Below are 15,614 nucleotides of genomic sequence, written 5' to 3' on the forward strand. Positions count from 1 at the left end.
CAACGGACCGACCGGCCTGCCGACCCACCCGGGAATCGATTGTTTGTTCGGTTTCTTTCGGTGTTCCGCGCGCGGCGCGGGCCCGTCATGGCTAACGTGGCGAGTGAGCCCGTGACGGGCATGCCAACCACGCACGTGTGAAGGGGATCGTCATGGCCGGAATGCCCGAGGGGACGCCCTGCTGGGTGGACGCGATGTTCACCGACCTGGAGGGGGCCAAGAGCTTCTACGGAGACGTACTCGGCTGGACCTTCGGCGAGGCGAGCGCCGAGTACGGCAACTACACGCAGGCCTACGCCGACGGCAAGGCGGTCGCCGCGATCGTGCCGCCCATGCCGGGCCAGGAGGGCGGGGCCCCGCAGTCCGCCTGGTGCCTGTACTTCGCGTCCCCGGACGTCGAGGACGCCGCGCGCCGCGTGCGGGACAACGGCGGCGAGGTCGTGATGGGCCCGATGCAGGTCGGCGACTTCGGTTCGATGCTCCTCGTCAGGGAGCCCAGCGGCGCGACGTTCGGCGTGTGGCAGGCCGGGCGGCACGAGGGCTTCGAGGCGTCCCCGCCCGCGCCCGGCACGTACTGCTGGGCCGAGCTCTACACCCGGGACACGGACGCGGCCGACGGTTTCCTGCGGTCCCTCTTCCCGTACACGGTGAAGCAGATGGACGACGACCGGATGGACTTCCGGACCTTCGCGCTCGGCGACGACATGGTCCTGGGCCGCATGAAGATGGACGCGGACTTCCCGCCGGAGATCCCCCCGTACATCAACGTGTACTTCACCGTCGAGGACGTCGACGCGGCGCTCGACCGCGCCACCGCGCGCGGCGCCAAGGTGCTCTTCGGGCCGGTCGACAGCCCCTTCGGCCGGTTCGCCGCGCTCATGGACCCGCAGGGTGCGGCGTTCTCGCTGATCGACGTGGCCCGGACCGAGGGCGAGGCGCCGACCATGACCGAGGTCTCCTGAGCCTCCCCCGCCCGCACCGCCCGGCCCCGCCCGGCCCCGGTGGCTCCGTGCCCCCGGGGCCGGGCCGATCCCAGGACATTCCGCCCGAACGGGCATACGGTGAAGACGTCGGGACGGAGCACACACGGGATGCAGGAGGCGGGTGCCATGACGTTCGTCCAACTCATCGACTGTCGCACCCGGCAGGTCGACGAGCTCAACCACGTGCTGGACAACTGGGCCGAAGCGAGCCGCGGCAAGCGGACGGCCACCCACTCGATCGTCGGCAAGGACCGCGCCGACTCCACGCACGTCGTGGAGATCGTCGAGTTCCCCTCGTACGAGGAGGCGATGCGCAACTCCAACCTGCCCGAGACGAACCGCTTCTACCAGGAGATGGTGTCGCTCTGCGAGGAGGAGCCGCAGTTCACGGACCTCGACGTCCTGCGTGACGAGCAGCTCAACAAGGCCCTCGTGCGGGACTTCTTCGAGCGGGTGGTGAACGACCAGGACTTCGAAGCGGCACGGCAGCTGTGCGCGGACGGGTACCGCGAGCACGACCCGAACCTGTCCTCCGACGACCTGGGCCTCGACCAGTCCATCGCGGAGAACAGGGAGGTCGTGGAGGCGTTCGGCGGCCGCATCACCCTGGACCGGGTGGTGGCCGAGGGCGACCTGGTGTGCGCGGGCTTCACCTTCCGGGGCAGCCACGTGGGCGAGTTCCAGGGCATGGAACCCACCGGCCGCGACGTCAGCGGCACCGGCCACGTGACCTTCCGCTGCGAGAACGGCAAGCTCGCCGAGGGCTGGTGGAACTGGGACGCGCTCGGGCTCATGGAGCAGATCGGCGCCCTGGAGTCCTGAAGGAGGCCCGGCCGCACGGGGCCGGGACCGGACAAGGGCGGGGGCGCCGTGCGGCCGGCGCCCCCGCCACGCGGTCCGCCCACGGTGCGGGGGCCCTTTCGGGGTCCGGGCCTCCGGGTTCCGGGGCCGGCGGTGTGCGACGGCTCCGACGGGCGTACGGGCCCTGCGGGCGGTCGATCCAGCGACAGGAACGCACACCGTCACGGGGGAGGAGAGCGGCGCGGGCCCATCCGCCCGCCGTACGCGGTGCCGGCAGAACCGGGTGCCGGAAGGCCGGCCCCGTACGCGGTGCCGGAAGGCTGGTCGGCGGCGGGCAGGGGCCGAACGGGCCTGGCCCGGGACCGGAAGCCGGGGGTTCGCTGGGGTGGAAGCACCCTGTAGCCCCGATGGCACCCCGGAGCGGCCCGGGACCGGGACACGGCCCGACCGGGCCGGGACTCGCCGAGAGCCGGACCGGACCCGCGCAGGACCGGGCCCGGCAGGACCGGGCCCCGGTCCGGCCCCGGTCCGGGCAGGACCGGGGCCGGACCAAGGAGACAGACCACCATGACCAGCGTGCTCGTCGGATACGCCACCGCCCACGGCTCCACCCGCAGCATCGCCGAGCGGATCGCCGCCCGCCTCTCGGACGGCGGGCTCCGCGCCGTCACCAGGCCCCTGGAGGCCCTCACGGCCGCGGACCTCGACGCCTACGACGCGTACGTCATCGGCAGCGCCGTGCACGACATGGCGTGGCTGCCCGAGGCCCGGCGGTTCACCGACGCCCACGGCGCCGCACTGGCCCGCCACCCGCTGTGGATCTTCAGCGTCGGCATGGCGGACGCGGTGCCGGGCCCCCGCGACAGGGTCGCCGCGCTGGAGGAGCGCAAGATCACCGGCAAGTTCGTCGAACGGCTGCACCCGCGGGGGCGCCGGCTGTTCTCCGGCGTCATCGCACCCGAGCACCTGACCGTGCCCGGCCGGCTGAAGATGAAGGCGATGGGCATCCGGTACGGCGACTACCGCGACTGGGACGCCGTCGACGCCTGGGCGGCGGAGATCACGGCCGCGCTCGGCTCCGCCGAGGCCGCCTGACGCACCGCCGCCCCCGCCGCGGCCCTGCCGGGACCGCAGGCCCGCGAGACCGGTCCCCCACGGCGGACGGGCCACTGCCCGCACGGCCCCGAGCCGCTCGGAGGGACGCTCACGGCCACCGGCCCGTCCGGCGGTCAGGGCCGAACGGGTGCCTGCGGCCGACCCCGACCCCGTACGGCGCTGCCGGCCGCTCCCCGCGTCGTACATTCCCGCCCACAGACCGGGAGTCGACGAGGAAGGGACGGGACATGCCGCGTGGGGAACGAGGAGTCCGCGGACCGGGGAGGCGGTTGCTGTCGGCTGCCGCCGCAGTGTGCGCCCTGGCGGGTGCCGCCGCCGCGGCCCCGGCTCCGCCCGCCGAGGCCGCCCCTGCGCCCCGGGCGTCCTCCGCTCCCGTCGCGTACGGCGTGCGGGTGCAGGGCGCCGTCGCGGGCGAGGCGGGGCTGACGGCCCGGGTGACGTACACGTACGCGTGCCCGGTCGGCGCGGGCACCCCCGCCTTCGCGCTCCGGCTGGCCGACCGTACGAGCGGGGTCACGTCCGCGGTCGCCCGGGTGCGGGCGCCCGAGGTGTGCGACGGCGCACCCCGCACCCGTACCGACACGGTCACCGCCGACGGGCAGGACGGCCTCCGCCCCGGGGACGGGGTCGTCGCGCGGGTCGTGATGACCGTCCCCGGGCTCTCCGGCCGCCCGGAGACGGTGAGCGCGGCCCGCGCCATGACCCTCGGCTGACCCGGCGCCGCCCCGGAGCCACCCTGTCCGTGCCGCGGAACGCGGAGCGGAGGGGCGCGGTACGCATGCGTGAGAACGCCCGGATCGGAGCGGTGACGGGGCTCGTCCTCGCCGTGACCACGGTCGTGGTGCTGTTGTTCCGGGGGCGTCCTTCGCCCTGGCGACCGCCATCGCGGTGCCGATCGCCGCCGGCACGGTCGTGGTGGGCCTGCTCGGGGAGGCGGTCTCCGACGGTCGGCGCCGGGCCGCCGCCGCGGCGCACCCCCGCCGTCCCCGGTCTCGCCGCTCCCGCCCGGGCCCCTCCCCGACGTGGACTGGGAAGGGCGGATCGGGGACACGCCGGTGCGGGCGCGCCGACGCGGCGGGCGGGCCGTCGTCGCCTTCGCGGGACGGGAGTTCGCCCTGGAAGGCGGCGTGCGGCTGCGCCACAGCGGGTACGGGCGGCGGCGCACCCTGGTGGTGGAGGAGGACGGGTGAGCCGCTGTTCGCCCTGCGTTACCGGATCCCGTGGCTGGTGGCCGTCGCGGCGGCCGACGTCACGTACGACGTGCTGCCGGCGGAAGACGACACGGGGCTGTGGCTCACCCGCGTCCTGGACGGCGTCTCCGCAGGGGTCGAGCCGTCCGCGGAGGAGGTCAGCGGGCCACGAACTGGGTGAGGATCGCCTGCACCTCGTAGATGTCGACGCCCTTCGTGAAGGTCTTCTGCACCGGCATCTGACTGCCGGAGATCCAGATCTTGAGCTCGGCGTCCAGGTCGAACGTGCCCGCGGTCTCCACGGCGAAGTGCGTGATGCTGCGGTAGGGGATGGAGTGGTACTCCACCTTCTTGCCGGTGATGCCCTGCTTGTCGACCAGGATCAGCCGCCGGTCGGTGAACAGGATCGTGTCCCGGATCAGCAGGTACGCGGCCTGCACGCGCTCGCCCTGGCCGAGGAGCCGGGCGTACTCCTGCTGCGCGCTCGCCGGGTCGACGGTGTGCGCGTTGCCGAACAGTGCCATGAGAAGCCCCCCACCCATCGATACGTACGATCGTCGCACTGTACCTTCGCGGGGGCGCGACGGGACGGACGGCGGCCCGCGGCGGTACGGTCGCGGAGGGACGGGGAGCACGGGTGAACCACCAACCACACGGTGACGAACCGCAGTTCTGGGACCCGGACGCCACCACGCTCCTGCCACCGGCGGTGTCCGCGGCGGGGGATGCCGACGCCCCCCTGCTCCTGCCGCCGACGGCCGGCACGGGGGGTGACACGGATGCGACCACGCTCCTGCCGCCGATGAGCACCGCGGCCGGGGACCCGGAGGCGACCACGCTGCTGCCGCCGGCGGCTCCCGCCGGGCCGTCGGACCAGACGCAGGTGCTGCCGCCCCTCGTGGACGGGCCGTACGGCGGCAGCCCGTACGGCGCGGGCTCCTCCGCGGGCGGCCGCCCCGCTGACGGGGCGTACGGCAGCGGCAGGGCCCACGGCGGGGGCTTGCACGGCAACGGGCCGCGAAGCGGGGCGCCTTACGGCGGCGGCCCCCACGGCACCGGACCGTACGTCTCCCACGCCTACGCCCCGCGGGTCGACGACCCACATCCCGGCGGCCCTCATCCCGGTGATGCGTACGGCGCCGGCTCCCGGAAGCGCGGCGGGGCCCGTCGCGCGGGTGGCCGCGGGGACGGCCCCGTGCCGCCGCAGGCCGGCGCGCCCGGACGACCGCCGGGAAGGCGCCGGGCCTCCCGGGCCAAGCCGCGGCGCTCGCGCGGCGCCCTGCCGTGGCTGGCGCTCGCCGCCTGCGCCGCGGTCGGCCTGGCCCTCGGCGGCGTGCTGAGCGTCATGGGCGGCGACACGGAACAGCCCGCACGGGACACCGCGGTCCTCGCCGCGACGACACCGACGGCGGCCACGGCCCCCGCGTCCGCCCCGTCCACCCCTTCGCCCACCCCCTCGGAGAGCCCGGCCGACAGCGCCGGCCCCGCCCCGACGACCGCGCCGCCCGTTCCCAGCGGCCGCTTCCTGCTGGTGCACCCCGCCCTCGGCCGGGCCCTCGACGTCCAGGAGGGCTCGGTGGCGGACGGGGCGCCCGTCATCCTCTGGGACCGGCACGGCGGGCCCAACCAGCAGTGGCTGGTCAGCGACCTGGGGGACGGCCACGTGCAGATCCACGCGGCTCACTCCGGGCTGTGCCTCGCGGGCGCCGACCCCCGCACCCCGGGGAGCGCGGTCGTGCAGCGGCCCTGCGCGCCCGACAACATCGCCCAGCGCTGGCAGCCCACCGCCCCCGCCGCGGGCGGACCCCACACCCTCACCCTGCAGGGCACCGGACTGGTCCTCGGGGCGTCCGGCCCCGACAACGGGGCGCCGCTGCACCTCCAGCAGCCGAACGCGGCCGACCCGCAGGCGTGGTCCCTGGAGGCAGTCGCCTGACTCCGCCGCGCCGCGCCCGTCGACCGGCCGTCACCGGTGGCCCTGCTGCGCACCGTCACCCTCAGAGCCACCGGCCAGCAGCACCGCCCGACCCGTCGAGCGCCGGCGCCGGGAGTCATGGGGCAGCAGCGGCCCCGCACCCGGACTGTGCGGCTCCGGGCAGCGGCTCCGGGCAGCGGCCCCGCACCCGGGCCGTGCGGCCCCGGGCAGTGCTCCGGTGCGCGACGGCGGCTGGGCCGGCGCTGCGGGTGGCCGACGCTCCATTCTGCACATTCCCTTGCTCGGAGTTGAGTGGTTCGCCTATAAACGGATCGCCTTTGATCGTGCACCCCCGACCGCCAGGAGCCGTCGTGAGTCATGCCGAGCAGGAGATCGCGGATCAGCCTGCGTGCTGGCGGCGGGCGCGGGAGATGCGCGCGCACGGGCTGCCGGAGCGCGGGGAGCGGGTCGCCGTCGTCGGCTGCGGCACGTCGCTGTACGTCGCGCAGTCCTACGCGGCGCTGCGGGAGGCGGCCGGACTGGGGGAGACCGACGCGTTCGCGGCGTCCGAGTTCCCGGCCGCGCGCCCCTACGACCGGGTCGTCGCCCTCACCCGGTCCGGCACCACCACCGAGGTCCTCGGTGCGCTGCGGCGCGTGGCGTCGGGCACGCCCACCGTGGCGGTGACGGGCGATCCCGACGCGCCGGTGCGGCAGGTCGCCGACGCGGTGGTGGACCTGTCCTTCGCCGACGAGCGGTCCGTGGTGCAGACGCGGTTCGCGACGAGCGTCCTCGTCCTGCTGCGGGCGTCCGTCGGCCACCTTCCCGCGGACCTGGCGGAGCAGGCCGAGCGGGCCGTGCGGTCACCGCTGCCCGAAGGCGTGCTGGAAGCACACCAGTTCACGTTCCTGGGGGCCGGCTGGACGATCGGGCTCGCGCACGAGGCGGCCCTCAAACTGCGGGAGGCGGCAGGGGTCTGGACGGAGTCGTACCCCGCGATGGAGTACCGCCACGGGCCGTTCAGCGTCACCGGCCCGGACAGCGCCGTCTGGTTCTTCGGGCCGCCGCCCCCGGGGCTCCTCGAACAGGTCGTCGCCACCGGCGCGTTGACGGTGGCCGGTTCCGGATCCGCCGCGGCGTCCACCGTGGACACCGAGGCCGCCACGGGGAGCCGCTCTGCGGGTGCGGGTGCGGGTGCGGGTGCGGGTGCGGGTGCGGAGGCCGGCCCGGGCGCCGGTGCCGGGGCCTGCGCGGACGCGGCTCGCGAGCCGGGTGCGGTCGACGGCCGGCGCCGGGCCAGGGGCGCGGGGGAGGGCATGGACCCGCTGGCCGACCTCGTACGGGCTCAGCGGCTCGCCGTCGCCCTCGCCCAGCAGCGGGGGCTCGACCCGGACCGCCCGCGCCGCCTGACCCGCTCGGTCGTGCTGTCCGGCGCGGCCGAGGGGCCGGCCGCGGCCGGCCCGGTCCCGCCGCCCAGCTGATCCGGCACCGCACGGCTGCGGTGCCGGGCGCCGGGCGCTGGGCCGGCCCGGTCGGCATCGGAGACGCGGGGGCGCGGGGCGGTTCTTGGGGCTGGTCCGCTGGTCCTCCCGGGTGGGGTGCCGGAGGCGCGCTGCGGGGGCGCCGCGGCCTACTGCGCGGCGACCGGGCCGGCGAGGCTCGCCAGCCCGCCGGCGTACGCGGTCGCGCCGGCGAGGCCCGTGGCGCCGACACCGCTGCCCAGCTCACCCGCTCCGCCCAGGGCCTCGCCCACGTCGGACAGCGGTGCGGCGGAGGGCGTCACCGCCTGGGCGGCGGGTCCGGCGGCCGCGGCGAGGGCGACGGCGGAAACGGCGGCGAGGACGGCGCGGTGCATGGAGTCTCCGGGGCGGTGTGCAGGGGGGGGCGGGTGGTGTCCCGCCCCCCTCAACCGCGCCGGTGCCCGGCGGGACACGGGCCGGGGAGCCGCGCCGTCCGCGGTGCACGAGAAAGCCCCCGGCTACGGGGGCGTGAGGCGACCTACGGGGCGGGCTCCCTGCGCCGGCATTGCCCGGATCAGGTTCTGGGGGTCGCCTTCCGGTCTCCCGACCTTCCGGCCTCTCAGCCCTACCGTCGACGTCGGCCCCAGCCGTAGCAACTGCTTCGACGCTTCGACTCGAGTCGGCTACTCCGGTCGAGCTCCCTCGCTCGTCCCGCAGGTCTATTTACAGAATAACCCCGGATGGAGAGGTGCAAACACCCTGAAACAGGAAATTTCTCCGCTGTTTGTCCGTCGTGTCCGTCGCGCCCTGGGCGCCGGAGGACGCGCGGGGCGGGTGGGCCGTTCTGGTGCTGCCGCCGCGTACGGACACCCGGCGGCAGGCATGCCGCCGGGTGGCGGGGGTACCCCGGGCGACATGGCCGGTATCGAGCTGATGAGCGCCGCGTTCAGCGACCACGCGCCGATCGCGCGGCGGTACGCACTGGAGGGCGAGGACGTCTCTCCCCCGCTGACCTGGTCCGGCGTGCCGGACGACGCGTCCGAGCTGGTGCTGCTCTGCGAGGACCCGGACGCCCCGTCGGGCACCTTCGTCCACTGGGTGGTCGTCGGCATCGACCCGCACAGCAGCGGGGCGGAGACGGGAAGCGTGCCGCCGGGCGGCACGGCCCTCGTCAACGGCTTCGGCCAGCGCCGCTGGGACGGCCCGCACCCGCCGCCCGGCGACGAGGCGCACCGCTACTTCTTCCGCCTCTACGCCCTCGGGGAGCCCTGCGTGCTGCCCGACGCCCCCACGGCGGAGCAGGTGCACGAGGCGGTGGAGCCCCGGCAGCTCGCCAGCGGGACGCTGGTCGGCGTGTACCGGCGCTGACATGGCCGCCGAACCGCCCGAGCCCGGTCGTCCCCGGGACGAGACGGCCGGACACCGGACGCTGCCGCACTCCGGGAACGTGCGGATCGAGGCATGGGGCGAGACCAGGGAGCAGTGCCTGGGGGAGGCCGTGCTGGGCTGGGTCGACTGCTTCGCCGACGTGTCGGCGGCCCGCGCCCGCGCGGTGCGGCGGGTGCGGGTGCCGGAGGAGAGCGACGAGGACCTGCTGGCGACGCTCCTGGAGGAGGTCGTGTTCCGCTTCGACGTGCACGGCGAGGTGCCGGTGGACGTGGAGGTGGAGGCCGCCGACGGTGACCTGGACGTCCGGTTCGCGGTGGCGGACGCCGACGCCGTCCCGGTGACCGGAACGGCCCCGACCTCCGTGTCGTGGAGCGACCTGCACATGGGGCGCGGCCCGTACGGCTGGACCTGCGGCGTGACGGTGGCGGACGACTGACCGGCTGCGCCCTTCCGGGGACAGCGGCAGGGCGGGAGCCTCCGGCTGTGGCTGTGGCTGTGGCTGAGTTGTAGGCGTGCGGCCCCGGTCCCGGCCCCTCGGCTCCGGCCGCGTGCGCGTGGCTCGCCGTGCCGCGTGGTGCGGCGAGCTGTGGCCGGTGCGGGGTTGTGGCTCCCGGCGCGGTGGTCCGGTGGTGCGGTGCGGCTCTGGTGGGGGCGCGGCCGGTCGGGGCCACGTGGTGGGGGTGCGGCTCGCGGCACGGTGGTGCGGTCGTGGGGTGCCGGCCGGTGGTGGCTCGTGGTGCGGCAGCGCACGGCGGCAACCTCCTGCGGTGGGCCCGGGGACGCGGGGGCGCGCGGGGCGGCGGCGGGCGCCGGAGCGTGTTCGGTTTCTTGCTCCCGCAGTCTGGGCGGACGACCCCGTTTGGGGCAGGCTGGCCCCATGAACCTGGCCATGGACGCGAGGGACCGTCTGGCCTGTTGGTCTGCGCTGTCCTGCGGTCCCGCCCCCTGTGGAGCGGCGCACTGCCTGTGCGCCGGGGGCACGGAGATCGTCCACTTCCACGGCGACAACGAAGCGGACGTCCACCTGACCCGCCCGCTCCTCACCCGGCTCGGCCCCACCCTGCGCAGGTCCACCGCCCTGAAGCTGTGCCCGGCGACCGGCTGGGTCACCGTACGGCTGGAGACGGGGTCCGACATCGACCTGCTGGCCACCCTGGTCAGCGCGGCCCTCGCGGCCTGCCGCACACACACCCGCGACGACTGCCCGGCTGCGACGCCGCCGTGCTCCCGCCGCGGGAGGGCGTGACCCGGCGCCACCGGGAGCCGGCGGGAACGGCGTGTACACGCCGTTCCCGCGTAGGCCCTCGCAGCCGCTGTCCGGGTGCGCGGCGGCACCTGGACCCGGGCCGGTGGGCGCCCCGCGGCCGTCCAGCCACGGGGTGGGGTGGGCGTCCCGTCGCGGCAGCCGCCGCGCCCGAGAGGCCCGGCGCGTGCCGGCGCGCCCGGCAGCCTCCGATTCCCGATCGGCACAGTGAGGGGCCGCCCCCGTCCGGGCCACCGCGGTTGCGGGCGCGGGACGGACCGCCGAGCGTGGGGTGGCATGGCGGACCACGCGCTGCGGCGCCGCAGAGGGCGCTGCCCCCGGCTGCGCAAGCGGTTGCGGGAGTCGTTCCTGATCGTCCCGCTGCTCGGCATCGCCGTCGGGTGGGTCACCGCGTCCCTCGCCGTGTGGACCGACGAGCTGATCTACGAGCTGAACGCCCGCTGGGGCTCGGTCGACCTGCAGGACCTGTGGTACCTCCGGGTGGCCGAGGACTTCGGCGCCGCCGCGAAAATCGCCATGGGGACGATGAGCTCCGCCATGCTGACCTTCATCGGCGTGGTCTTCTCCATCACCCTGGTCGCCCTCCAGATGGCCGCCGGGCAGCTGTCGCCGCGCGTGCTGCGCCTGTACGTGGAGAGCTGGGTCGCCAAGGTGACGCTGGCGGTGTTCCTCTGCACGTTCCTCTACACGCTGCGCCTGCAGAAGGAGTACACCGCGACCGACGACCCCGACCTGGCGGTCGTCCCGTACGTCGGCTCGTCGCTCGCCATGACGCTGGTCGTCATCAGCCTGGTGCTGTTCGTCGTGTACGTCCACGCCACCATCCGCATGATGCGCGTGACGCACGTGATGGACCGCGTGACGAAGGAGGCCCTGTGGATGCTGCGGGCCCCGTCGGGCGGCCCCGCGCCGCAGGAGCCCCCCGCCACGGTCGGCGCCCCCCTCGGCGTCGTCCGGCTCGCGGGCCCGCCGGGCGTGCTCCAGGTCGCCGACATCGAGGCTCTCGTGGCGACGGCCGCGGAGGACGGCGTGACCCTGCGCCTGGTCCCGCGCATCGGCGAGTACCTCGCCTCGGGCGCGCCGCTGTTCGAGGTGCACGGCAGCGGCGCGCCCGGCCCCGACCTGGCGCGGCGGCTGCGCCGGGCGGTGGAGGTGGGCGGTGAGCGGACCATGGAGCAGGACGTCGGCTACGGGCTGCGGCAGCTCGTGGACATCGCGGTCCGCGCCCTGTCGCCCGCGGTGAACGACCCCACGACCGCGGTGCAGGCCCTGGACCGCATCGAGGTCCTCCTCGCCCGGCTGGCCCGCCACCCCCTGGGCCGCCACGCGCACACCGACGCGGCGGGGGCCGTACGGCTCGTCGAGTCCGGCCCCACCTGGGCGGAGCTGGTGGATCTGGCGCTGACCGAGATCCTCCTCTACGGCGCCGGGTCCCCGCAGGTCACGCGGCGCGTCGCGGCGCTCCTCGACGCCCTGGGGCCCGCCGTGGGGCCGGATGCCTCCCGGCGCGAGCCCCTGGACCGCCAACGGGCCCGCCTGGAGCGCGCCGTGCACGCCGCCACCCCGGCCGCCGCCGCCCGCCACCACTCCCTCACCCCCGACCGCCGAGGGGTCGGCTGACGTCGCCCGCGGCGGGCGGCGGCTCCGGCCGGGCGGGCCGGGCACCGCCGTGCGGGGTGGTCGTCCGCCGAGCCCTGCCGGTGCGCCCGCGTCCGTCCACACCCTGTGGAGGAGATCTACGCTTGGGGTCATCAGGCCGGAACGGGCCCGCGCCGAGGAGGCGGCCATGGAACTGCGCGTACTCGCCGTACCGGACTGCCCGAACCTGCCGCTCCTGCTGCACCGGCTCCGGCGGGCCCTGCCCGAGGCGCTGGCCGGCGACGTCGTGGTGGACACGGTCAGGAACGAGGCGCAGGCCGCCCGGCTCGGCATGCACGGCTCGCCGACCCTGCTCGTCGACGGCCGCGACCCCTTCGCACCGTCCGGCGACACGCCCACCGGCCTGGCGAGCCGCACCTACCGCGGTGCAGACGGCCACGCGGAGGGCGCGCCGAGCGTGGCGCAGCTCGTCGACGCGGTGCGCTCCCCGCGCGGCGGCCGGACCACCGCGCCGCCCCCGTAGGCGCCGGGCCGCGGTCCCCGGGTGCGCCGGGCCGTGCATGGGCGCGGGGCGGGCGGGGAACCCGAACAGCCGGGAAGCAGGACGGCGGAGGCCGGAGCCTGCTCCGCCGTCCCGGGGAGGACGAGGGGCCGGGCCCGCCCGAGTCCTGCGTGCCGGTCGATCGCGGGAAGGAGAACCGGCATGTGCGCGCTGCGCAGCAGGGCGAGAGAACAGGAGGACGAAACCCCGGTCGGTGTCCGCGTCCGGAGAGAGGCCCGGTCGGCGTACGCGTCCGCGACCGGGGCCGCCGGGAGAGCCCCCGGAGGGCGCCGCCGCGCCCATTTCGCCGCGGGTGTGCGGGACGCCTTGGACTGGGCGCTGGCCTACGGCGAGAGGGGCCCCGTGACGGGGGCCCGTGGGGATGCCGTACCCGACTTGTACGCGCTGACCGCGGAGGTGGACGCGGCGACCGTACGGCTCGACGACCCGGCCAGCCCGGTCGACGACCGGGAGTACGTCCTCGGGGCCCACGACGCGCTGGCGTGGCTCTGCGGCCACACCGACGAGCGCCCCCTGGCCCGCAAGGTGGCCCTGCACCGCGCGTAGGCTCCCGGTGCCCGCCCCGCCGCACCGGCCGGGAGAGCCCCGGCTGCACGAGGTGGTGGGGCACCGCCCGGGAAGGCCGGCGAAGGCCGAGGGCGGGCCAGGACCGCCCGGCGGTGGTGCCGCCGGGGTGCGCGGGGCGGTCACGGGACCGCAGGGGCCGGGCCCGGCTCGCGAGACTCGTACAGCACCGTGTGGAAGCAGCCAGCGGCCTCCCGGCCGGCGGGGTCCGCGCCCAGGGCCCGTACCGCCGCGACCGCGAAATCCCGCTCGGCGGGGTCCGTGAACGCGCGCTGCGGGTAGGTGCGCGACGCGTCGGCGGCGGTGTGCAGGCCGCGGGCGGCGAGGGTCTCGGCGACCGCCGCGTACGACACGGTGCGCAGCACGAAGGCGCTCACCCACACGGGGTGGCGCAGGGGCCGGGACAGCAGCGCGCCGAACGTCCTCTCGGTGACGTAGCTGCCGCCGCCGGTGAGGGTGACCAACCCGACGTCGGCCAGCGCGGTGCTCAGCGCGGGCCCGGGCGGGCCCGCTTCCAGGTTGTCGGTGAAGCCCGCGTCCAGCAGGCCCACCGCGCGGGCGTAGCCGACGGCGCGGCCCGCGATGTCCAGTCCGATGACGGGATGGGCGTCCGGGCGGCGCCGCCTGGCGTAGAACTCCCGGTCCCTGGCCGCCAGTTCCTCGGTGGTGAGGTCCGCCGTCCCCGGTGCGGTGTAGTGCGCGTACAGGTCGGCCAGCGTGACGTCGTGGTTCAGCAGCGCCGCGTTGATGCCGTACGAGCAGCACAGGTCCAGCACGGCGGGGCGGCCGGGGGCGCCGTCGGGCACGGCGGCCCGCTCGGCGGCGGCACGGCGGAAGACGGCCTGGGCGTGGTGCGGGATCTCGTAGCCGAGCGGCGCAAGCCGGGTGAAGTAGGCGCGGGGGTCGGGCTGGTCGTAGATGTCGTCGAAGCGGGACTTGCCGGCCGGGCGCTGCCCGGCCCCCGGTGCGTCGGATCCGTCCACTCGGGGCCTCCTCGTCGTCTTCGCGGCGGTACGGACCGGTGCCCCTTCCGGCACCCCCGGTGCCTCCGCAGTCCTCCGGGCTGCCGGCGCCCACCGGTGCCTGTCGGCGTGCCCGGCCCCCTGGCGGTGGGGCGGCCGTGCGGTTGCGCAGCGGGTGGGCCGGCGGTGCCCGCCGCTTCCATCGTGCCTCGCGCCGAGGCCGCCGGGCGCCCCCTCCCGGAGTCATGGCCGGGAGCCGGTGGTCGGGCGGCCGGTGCCCGCGCTGCGGGGCGTGAGGTGCGGGGTGGTCGGGCCGGGCGGGAGCCGGCGGGGCGTGCGGCCGGCCGCCGCTGCCGTCAGCGTGGCGCCGGGGCCGTACGCGTCACCACGACTCCGAAGTCTCCTGGTCGGCCGGCGGGTGCCCGCCGGCAGCTGCGTCGCCCCGCGCTCCGGGGCGCAGCCCGAGCGCGGCCGGCGGGAAGACCAGGACGGACACCAGGGCGGCACCGACGAGGGCCGCGGCCTCACCGGTGGTGATGGCCCGGTCGTCCAGCCCGATGGTGGTGATGGCGACGACGAGGGGCAGGCACGTCGAGCCGTACAGCGTCAGCGCGGCGCGGTCGCGGCGGTGGAACCCGCGCGGTGCCAGCACGTAGAGCGGGATCCCGCGCACCACGAGGAACAGCGCGAGGAAGGCGGGGACCAGCAGCAGGGGGCGGCCGTCGTCCACCAGGGCGTCGAGGTCGAACTCGATGCCGGTGACGACGAAGAAGACCGGCACGAGGAAGCCGAAGCCGATGGCCTCGATCCGGCCCAGCACCTCGCCGCGGCTCTCCGGGGCGGCGCCGCGCAGCACCAGGCGGGTGAGCACGCCCGCGGCGAACGCGCCGAGCAGGATGTCCAGCCCGAAGACGCGGGACAGCCCGAGCATGGCGGCCAGCAACAGCATCACGAACCGGACGGCGAACTGGCCGCTGGTGTGCAGGGTCCGTTCGACCATCTCGGAGAACCACGGGCGGCGGGGCCGCGACGCCCACCACAGGGCGGCGGCGGTGACGGCGGCGAACGCCAGCAGAAGCAGCGTCGCCTGCCCGGGGCGCCGGCCGCTGAGCAGCACCGCCATGGCGATCACGGGCCCGAACTCGCCGACGGCGCCGAAGGCGAGCACCGCCGTGCCGAACGGGCCGCGCAGGTTCCCGGAGTCGCGCAGGACGGGCAGGATCGTGCCGAGCGCGGTGCTGGTGAGTGCCGTGCCGATCACGAAGCTCGCCGTCGCCCGGCCGTCCGCGAGGGCGTATGCGATGCCGAGCCCGACGGCGAGGGAGATCGCCCAGGCGGCGAGCGAGCGGTGCAGGGTGCCGCCGCGCACCGCGGCGAAGTCGATCTCGTACCCGGCCAGGAAGATCAGCATGGCGAGTCCGAGGTCGGACAGCACGTCGATCGACTCCTCGTGCGCGGTGGCCCAGCCGAGGACGTCGGGCCCGACGAGGACGCCGAGCAGGATCTCGAAGATGACCAGGGGGACCGGGATCCGCCGGTTCGCCGCGTGCGCGAGCAGCGGCGCGAGCACCGCGACGGCCATGATCAGCAGAAGCGTCCCCGACTGTGCCATATCGGCATCTAAGTGATCTCCATCAATGCGGGCAAACGAGACACTCGGGTGAGTTCGAGACCGCCGCGCACGCGGGAGGCGGGCCGTGGCCGGCGGGCGCTTCCCGTGACCGGGCGGGGTGGCGGGCGGCCGGCCCGCGGGCGCCGCTCCCGGTGGCCGGACGCCGGCGGTGCGGCCGGCCCCGCCGCCCGGCCGGG

18 protein-coding genes are annotated in these 15,614 nt (G+C 76.1%); 14 read left to right on the forward strand and 4 right to left on the reverse strand.

Going from position 1 to position 15,614, the window contains the following annotated elements:
* Nucleotides 1–152: 152 nt before the first annotated feature.
* The 6 genes from BJP40_RS26085 (at nt 153) to BJP40_RS34655 (ending at nt 4,271) form a co-directional block, all read left to right on the forward strand.
* On the forward strand, nt 153–962 hold the full coding sequence (locus BJP40_RS26085; RefSeq protein ID WP_071282897.1) for a VOC family protein: 810 nt from the start codon (nt 153–155) through the stop codon (nt 960–962).
* A 147-nt stretch (nt 963–1,109) separates the two neighbouring features.
* Nucleotides 1,110–1,805: an ester cyclase gene (locus BJP40_RS26090; protein ID WP_071282899.1), complete on the forward strand. Its 696-nt coding sequence runs from the start codon at nt 1,110–1,112 to the stop codon at nt 1,803–1,805.
* Between the two features lie 546 nt (nt 1,806–2,351).
* Nucleotides 2,352–2,879, forward strand: a complete 528-nt coding sequence (locus tag BJP40_RS26095; protein ID WP_071282838.1) for a flavodoxin domain-containing protein — start codon at nt 2,352–2,354, stop codon at nt 2,877–2,879.
* A gap of 248 nt (nt 2,880–3,127) precedes the next feature.
* The gene (locus tag BJP40_RS26100) at nt 3,128–3,613 is read left to right on the forward strand and encodes a hypothetical protein (protein WP_143066031.1); all 486 of its coding nucleotides are present in this window, start codon (nt 3,128–3,130) and stop codon (nt 3,611–3,613) included.
* Between the two features lie 309 nt (nt 3,614–3,922).
* Nucleotides 3,923–4,090, forward strand: a complete 168-nt coding sequence (locus tag BJP40_RS34650; RefSeq protein WP_177204487.1) for a hypothetical protein — start codon at nt 3,923–3,925, stop codon at nt 4,088–4,090.
* A gap of 37 nt (nt 4,091–4,127) precedes the next feature.
* The gene (locus BJP40_RS34655; RefSeq protein ID WP_177204488.1) at nt 4,128–4,271 is read left to right on the forward strand and encodes a hypothetical protein; all 144 of its coding nucleotides are present in this window, start codon (nt 4,128–4,130) and stop codon (nt 4,269–4,271) included.
* Here the strand turns inward: BJP40_RS34655 and BJP40_RS26105 are convergent.
* Nucleotides 4,249–4,614: a PH domain-containing protein gene (locus tag BJP40_RS26105; RefSeq protein ID WP_071274781.1), complete on the reverse strand. Its 366-nt coding sequence runs from the start codon at nt 4,612–4,614 to the stop codon at nt 4,249–4,251. The two genes, BJP40_RS34655 and BJP40_RS26105, sit on opposite strands and share 23 nt — an antisense overlap.
* 113 nt (nt 4,615–4,727) lie before the next feature.
* Here BJP40_RS26105 and BJP40_RS26110 point away from each other — a divergent pair, with 113 nt between their 5' ends.
* Nucleotides 4,728–6,026, forward strand: a complete 1,299-nt coding sequence (locus BJP40_RS26110) for an RICIN domain-containing protein (RefSeq protein WP_071282842.1) — start codon at nt 4,728–4,730, stop codon at nt 6,024–6,026.
* Between the two features lie 350 nt (nt 6,027–6,376).
* A complete protein-coding gene (locus BJP40_RS34660; RefSeq protein WP_071282844.1) occupies nt 6,377–7,486 on the forward strand; it encodes an SIS domain-containing protein in 1,110 nt (369 codons plus the stop codon).
* A 149-nt stretch (nt 7,487–7,635) separates the two neighbouring features.
* On the opposite strand, the gene BJP40_RS26120 is transcribed toward BJP40_RS34660, so the two are convergent.
* On the reverse strand, nt 7,636–7,860 hold the full coding sequence (locus BJP40_RS26120; protein ID WP_071282845.1) for a hypothetical protein: 225 nt from the start codon (nt 7,858–7,860) through the stop codon (nt 7,636–7,638).
* Between the two features lie 520 nt (nt 7,861–8,380).
* Here BJP40_RS26120 and BJP40_RS26125 point away from each other — a divergent pair.
* The 6 genes from BJP40_RS26125 (at nt 8,381) to BJP40_RS26150 (ending at nt 12,825) form a co-directional block, all read left to right on the forward strand.
* The gene (locus BJP40_RS26125) at nt 8,381–8,833 is read left to right on the forward strand and encodes a YbhB/YbcL family Raf kinase inhibitor-like protein (protein WP_071282848.1); all 453 of its coding nucleotides are present in this window, start codon (nt 8,381–8,383) and stop codon (nt 8,831–8,833) included.
* Between the two features lies 1 nt (nt 8,834).
* Entirely contained in the window at nt 8,835–9,290 is a 456-nt protein-coding gene (locus BJP40_RS26130) for an archease (RefSeq protein WP_071282850.1), read from the forward strand.
* A gap of 441 nt (nt 9,291–9,731) precedes the next feature.
* Nucleotides 9,732–10,100, forward strand: a complete 369-nt coding sequence (locus tag BJP40_RS26135; RefSeq protein WP_071269101.1) for a luciferase family protein — start codon at nt 9,732–9,734, stop codon at nt 10,098–10,100.
* Between the two features lie 294 nt (nt 10,101–10,394).
* Nucleotides 10,395–11,738: a DUF2254 domain-containing protein gene (locus BJP40_RS26140; RefSeq protein ID WP_071282852.1), complete on the forward strand. Its 1,344-nt coding sequence runs from the start codon at nt 10,395–10,397 to the stop codon at nt 11,736–11,738.
* A gap of 166 nt (nt 11,739–11,904) precedes the next feature.
* Nucleotides 11,905–12,240, forward strand: coding sequence for a hypothetical protein (locus tag BJP40_RS26145; RefSeq protein WP_071269099.1), 336 nt, complete (start codon nt 11,905–11,907; stop codon nt 12,238–12,240).
* A 180-nt stretch (nt 12,241–12,420) separates the two neighbouring features.
* Nucleotides 12,421–12,825, forward strand: a complete 405-nt coding sequence (locus BJP40_RS26150) for a hypothetical protein (RefSeq protein ID WP_071282853.1) — start codon at nt 12,421–12,423, stop codon at nt 12,823–12,825.
* Nucleotides 12,826–12,965: 140 nt separating this feature from the next.
* Here BJP40_RS26150 and BJP40_RS26155 read toward each other — a convergent pair whose 3' ends face one another.
* Nucleotides 12,966–13,826 carry a hypothetical protein gene (locus BJP40_RS26155; protein WP_071282855.1) on the reverse strand — a complete coding sequence of 287 codons (861 nt, stop codon included), beginning with the start codon at nt 13,824–13,826 and terminating at the stop codon, nt 12,966–12,968.
* Between the two features lie 361 nt (nt 13,827–14,187).
* Entirely contained in the window at nt 14,188–15,417 is a 1,230-nt protein-coding gene (locus BJP40_RS26160; RefSeq protein ID WP_071282856.1) for a cation:proton antiporter, read from the reverse strand.
* Nucleotides 15,418–15,614 lie beyond the last annotated feature (197 nt).

It is taken from the genome of Streptomyces sp. CC53 (genome assembly GCF_001865245.1).
In the GTDB taxonomy this organism is placed as follows: Bacteria; Actinomycetota; Actinomycetes; order Streptomycetales; family Streptomycetaceae; genus Streptomyces.

Bases quoted from the DNA above. Each gene is read 5' to 3' on its own strand.
- BJP40_RS26095 (WP_071282838.1), top strand. From the start codon at position 2,352: ATGACCAGCGTGCTCGTCGGATACGCCACCGCCCACGGCTCCACCCGC.
- BJP40_RS26160 (WP_071282856.1), bottom strand. From the start codon at position 15,417: ATGGCACAGTCGGGGACGCTTCTGCTGATCATGGCCGTCGCGGTGCTC.
- BJP40_RS26145 (WP_071269099.1), top strand. From the start codon at position 11,905: ATGGAACTGCGCGTACTCGCCGTACCGGACTGCCCGAACCTGCCGCTC.
- BJP40_RS26125 (WP_071282848.1), top strand. From the start codon at position 8,381: ATGGCCGGTATCGAGCTGATGAGCGCCGCGTTCAGCGACCACGCGCCG.
- BJP40_RS26135 (WP_071269101.1), top strand. From the start codon at position 9,732: ATGAACCTGGCCATGGACGCGAGGGACCGTCTGGCCTGTTGGTCTGCG.
- BJP40_RS26100 (WP_143066031.1), top strand. From the start codon at position 3,128: ATGCCGCGTGGGGAACGAGGAGTCCGCGGACCGGGGAGGCGGTTGCTG.
- BJP40_RS26140 (WP_071282852.1), top strand. From the start codon at position 10,395: ATGGCGGACCACGCGCTGCGGCGCCGCAGAGGGCGCTGCCCCCGGCTG.
- BJP40_RS26150 (WP_071282853.1), top strand. From the start codon at position 12,421: ATGTGCGCGCTGCGCAGCAGGGCGAGAGAACAGGAGGACGAAACCCCG.
- BJP40_RS26085 (WP_071282897.1), top strand. From the start codon at position 153: ATGGCCGGAATGCCCGAGGGGACGCCCTGCTGGGTGGACGCGATGTTC.
- BJP40_RS26090 (WP_071282899.1), top strand. From the start codon at position 1,110: ATGACGTTCGTCCAACTCATCGACTGTCGCACCCGGCAGGTCGACGAG.
- BJP40_RS26120 (WP_071282845.1), bottom strand. From the start codon at position 7,860: ATGCACCGCGCCGTCCTCGCCGCCGTTTCCGCCGTCGCCCTCGCCGCG.
- BJP40_RS26130 (WP_071282850.1), top strand. From the start codon at position 8,835: ATGGCCGCCGAACCGCCCGAGCCCGGTCGTCCCCGGGACGAGACGGCC.
- BJP40_RS26105 (WP_071274781.1), bottom strand. From the start codon at position 4,614: ATGGCACTGTTCGGCAACGCGCACACCGTCGACCCGGCGAGCGCGCAG.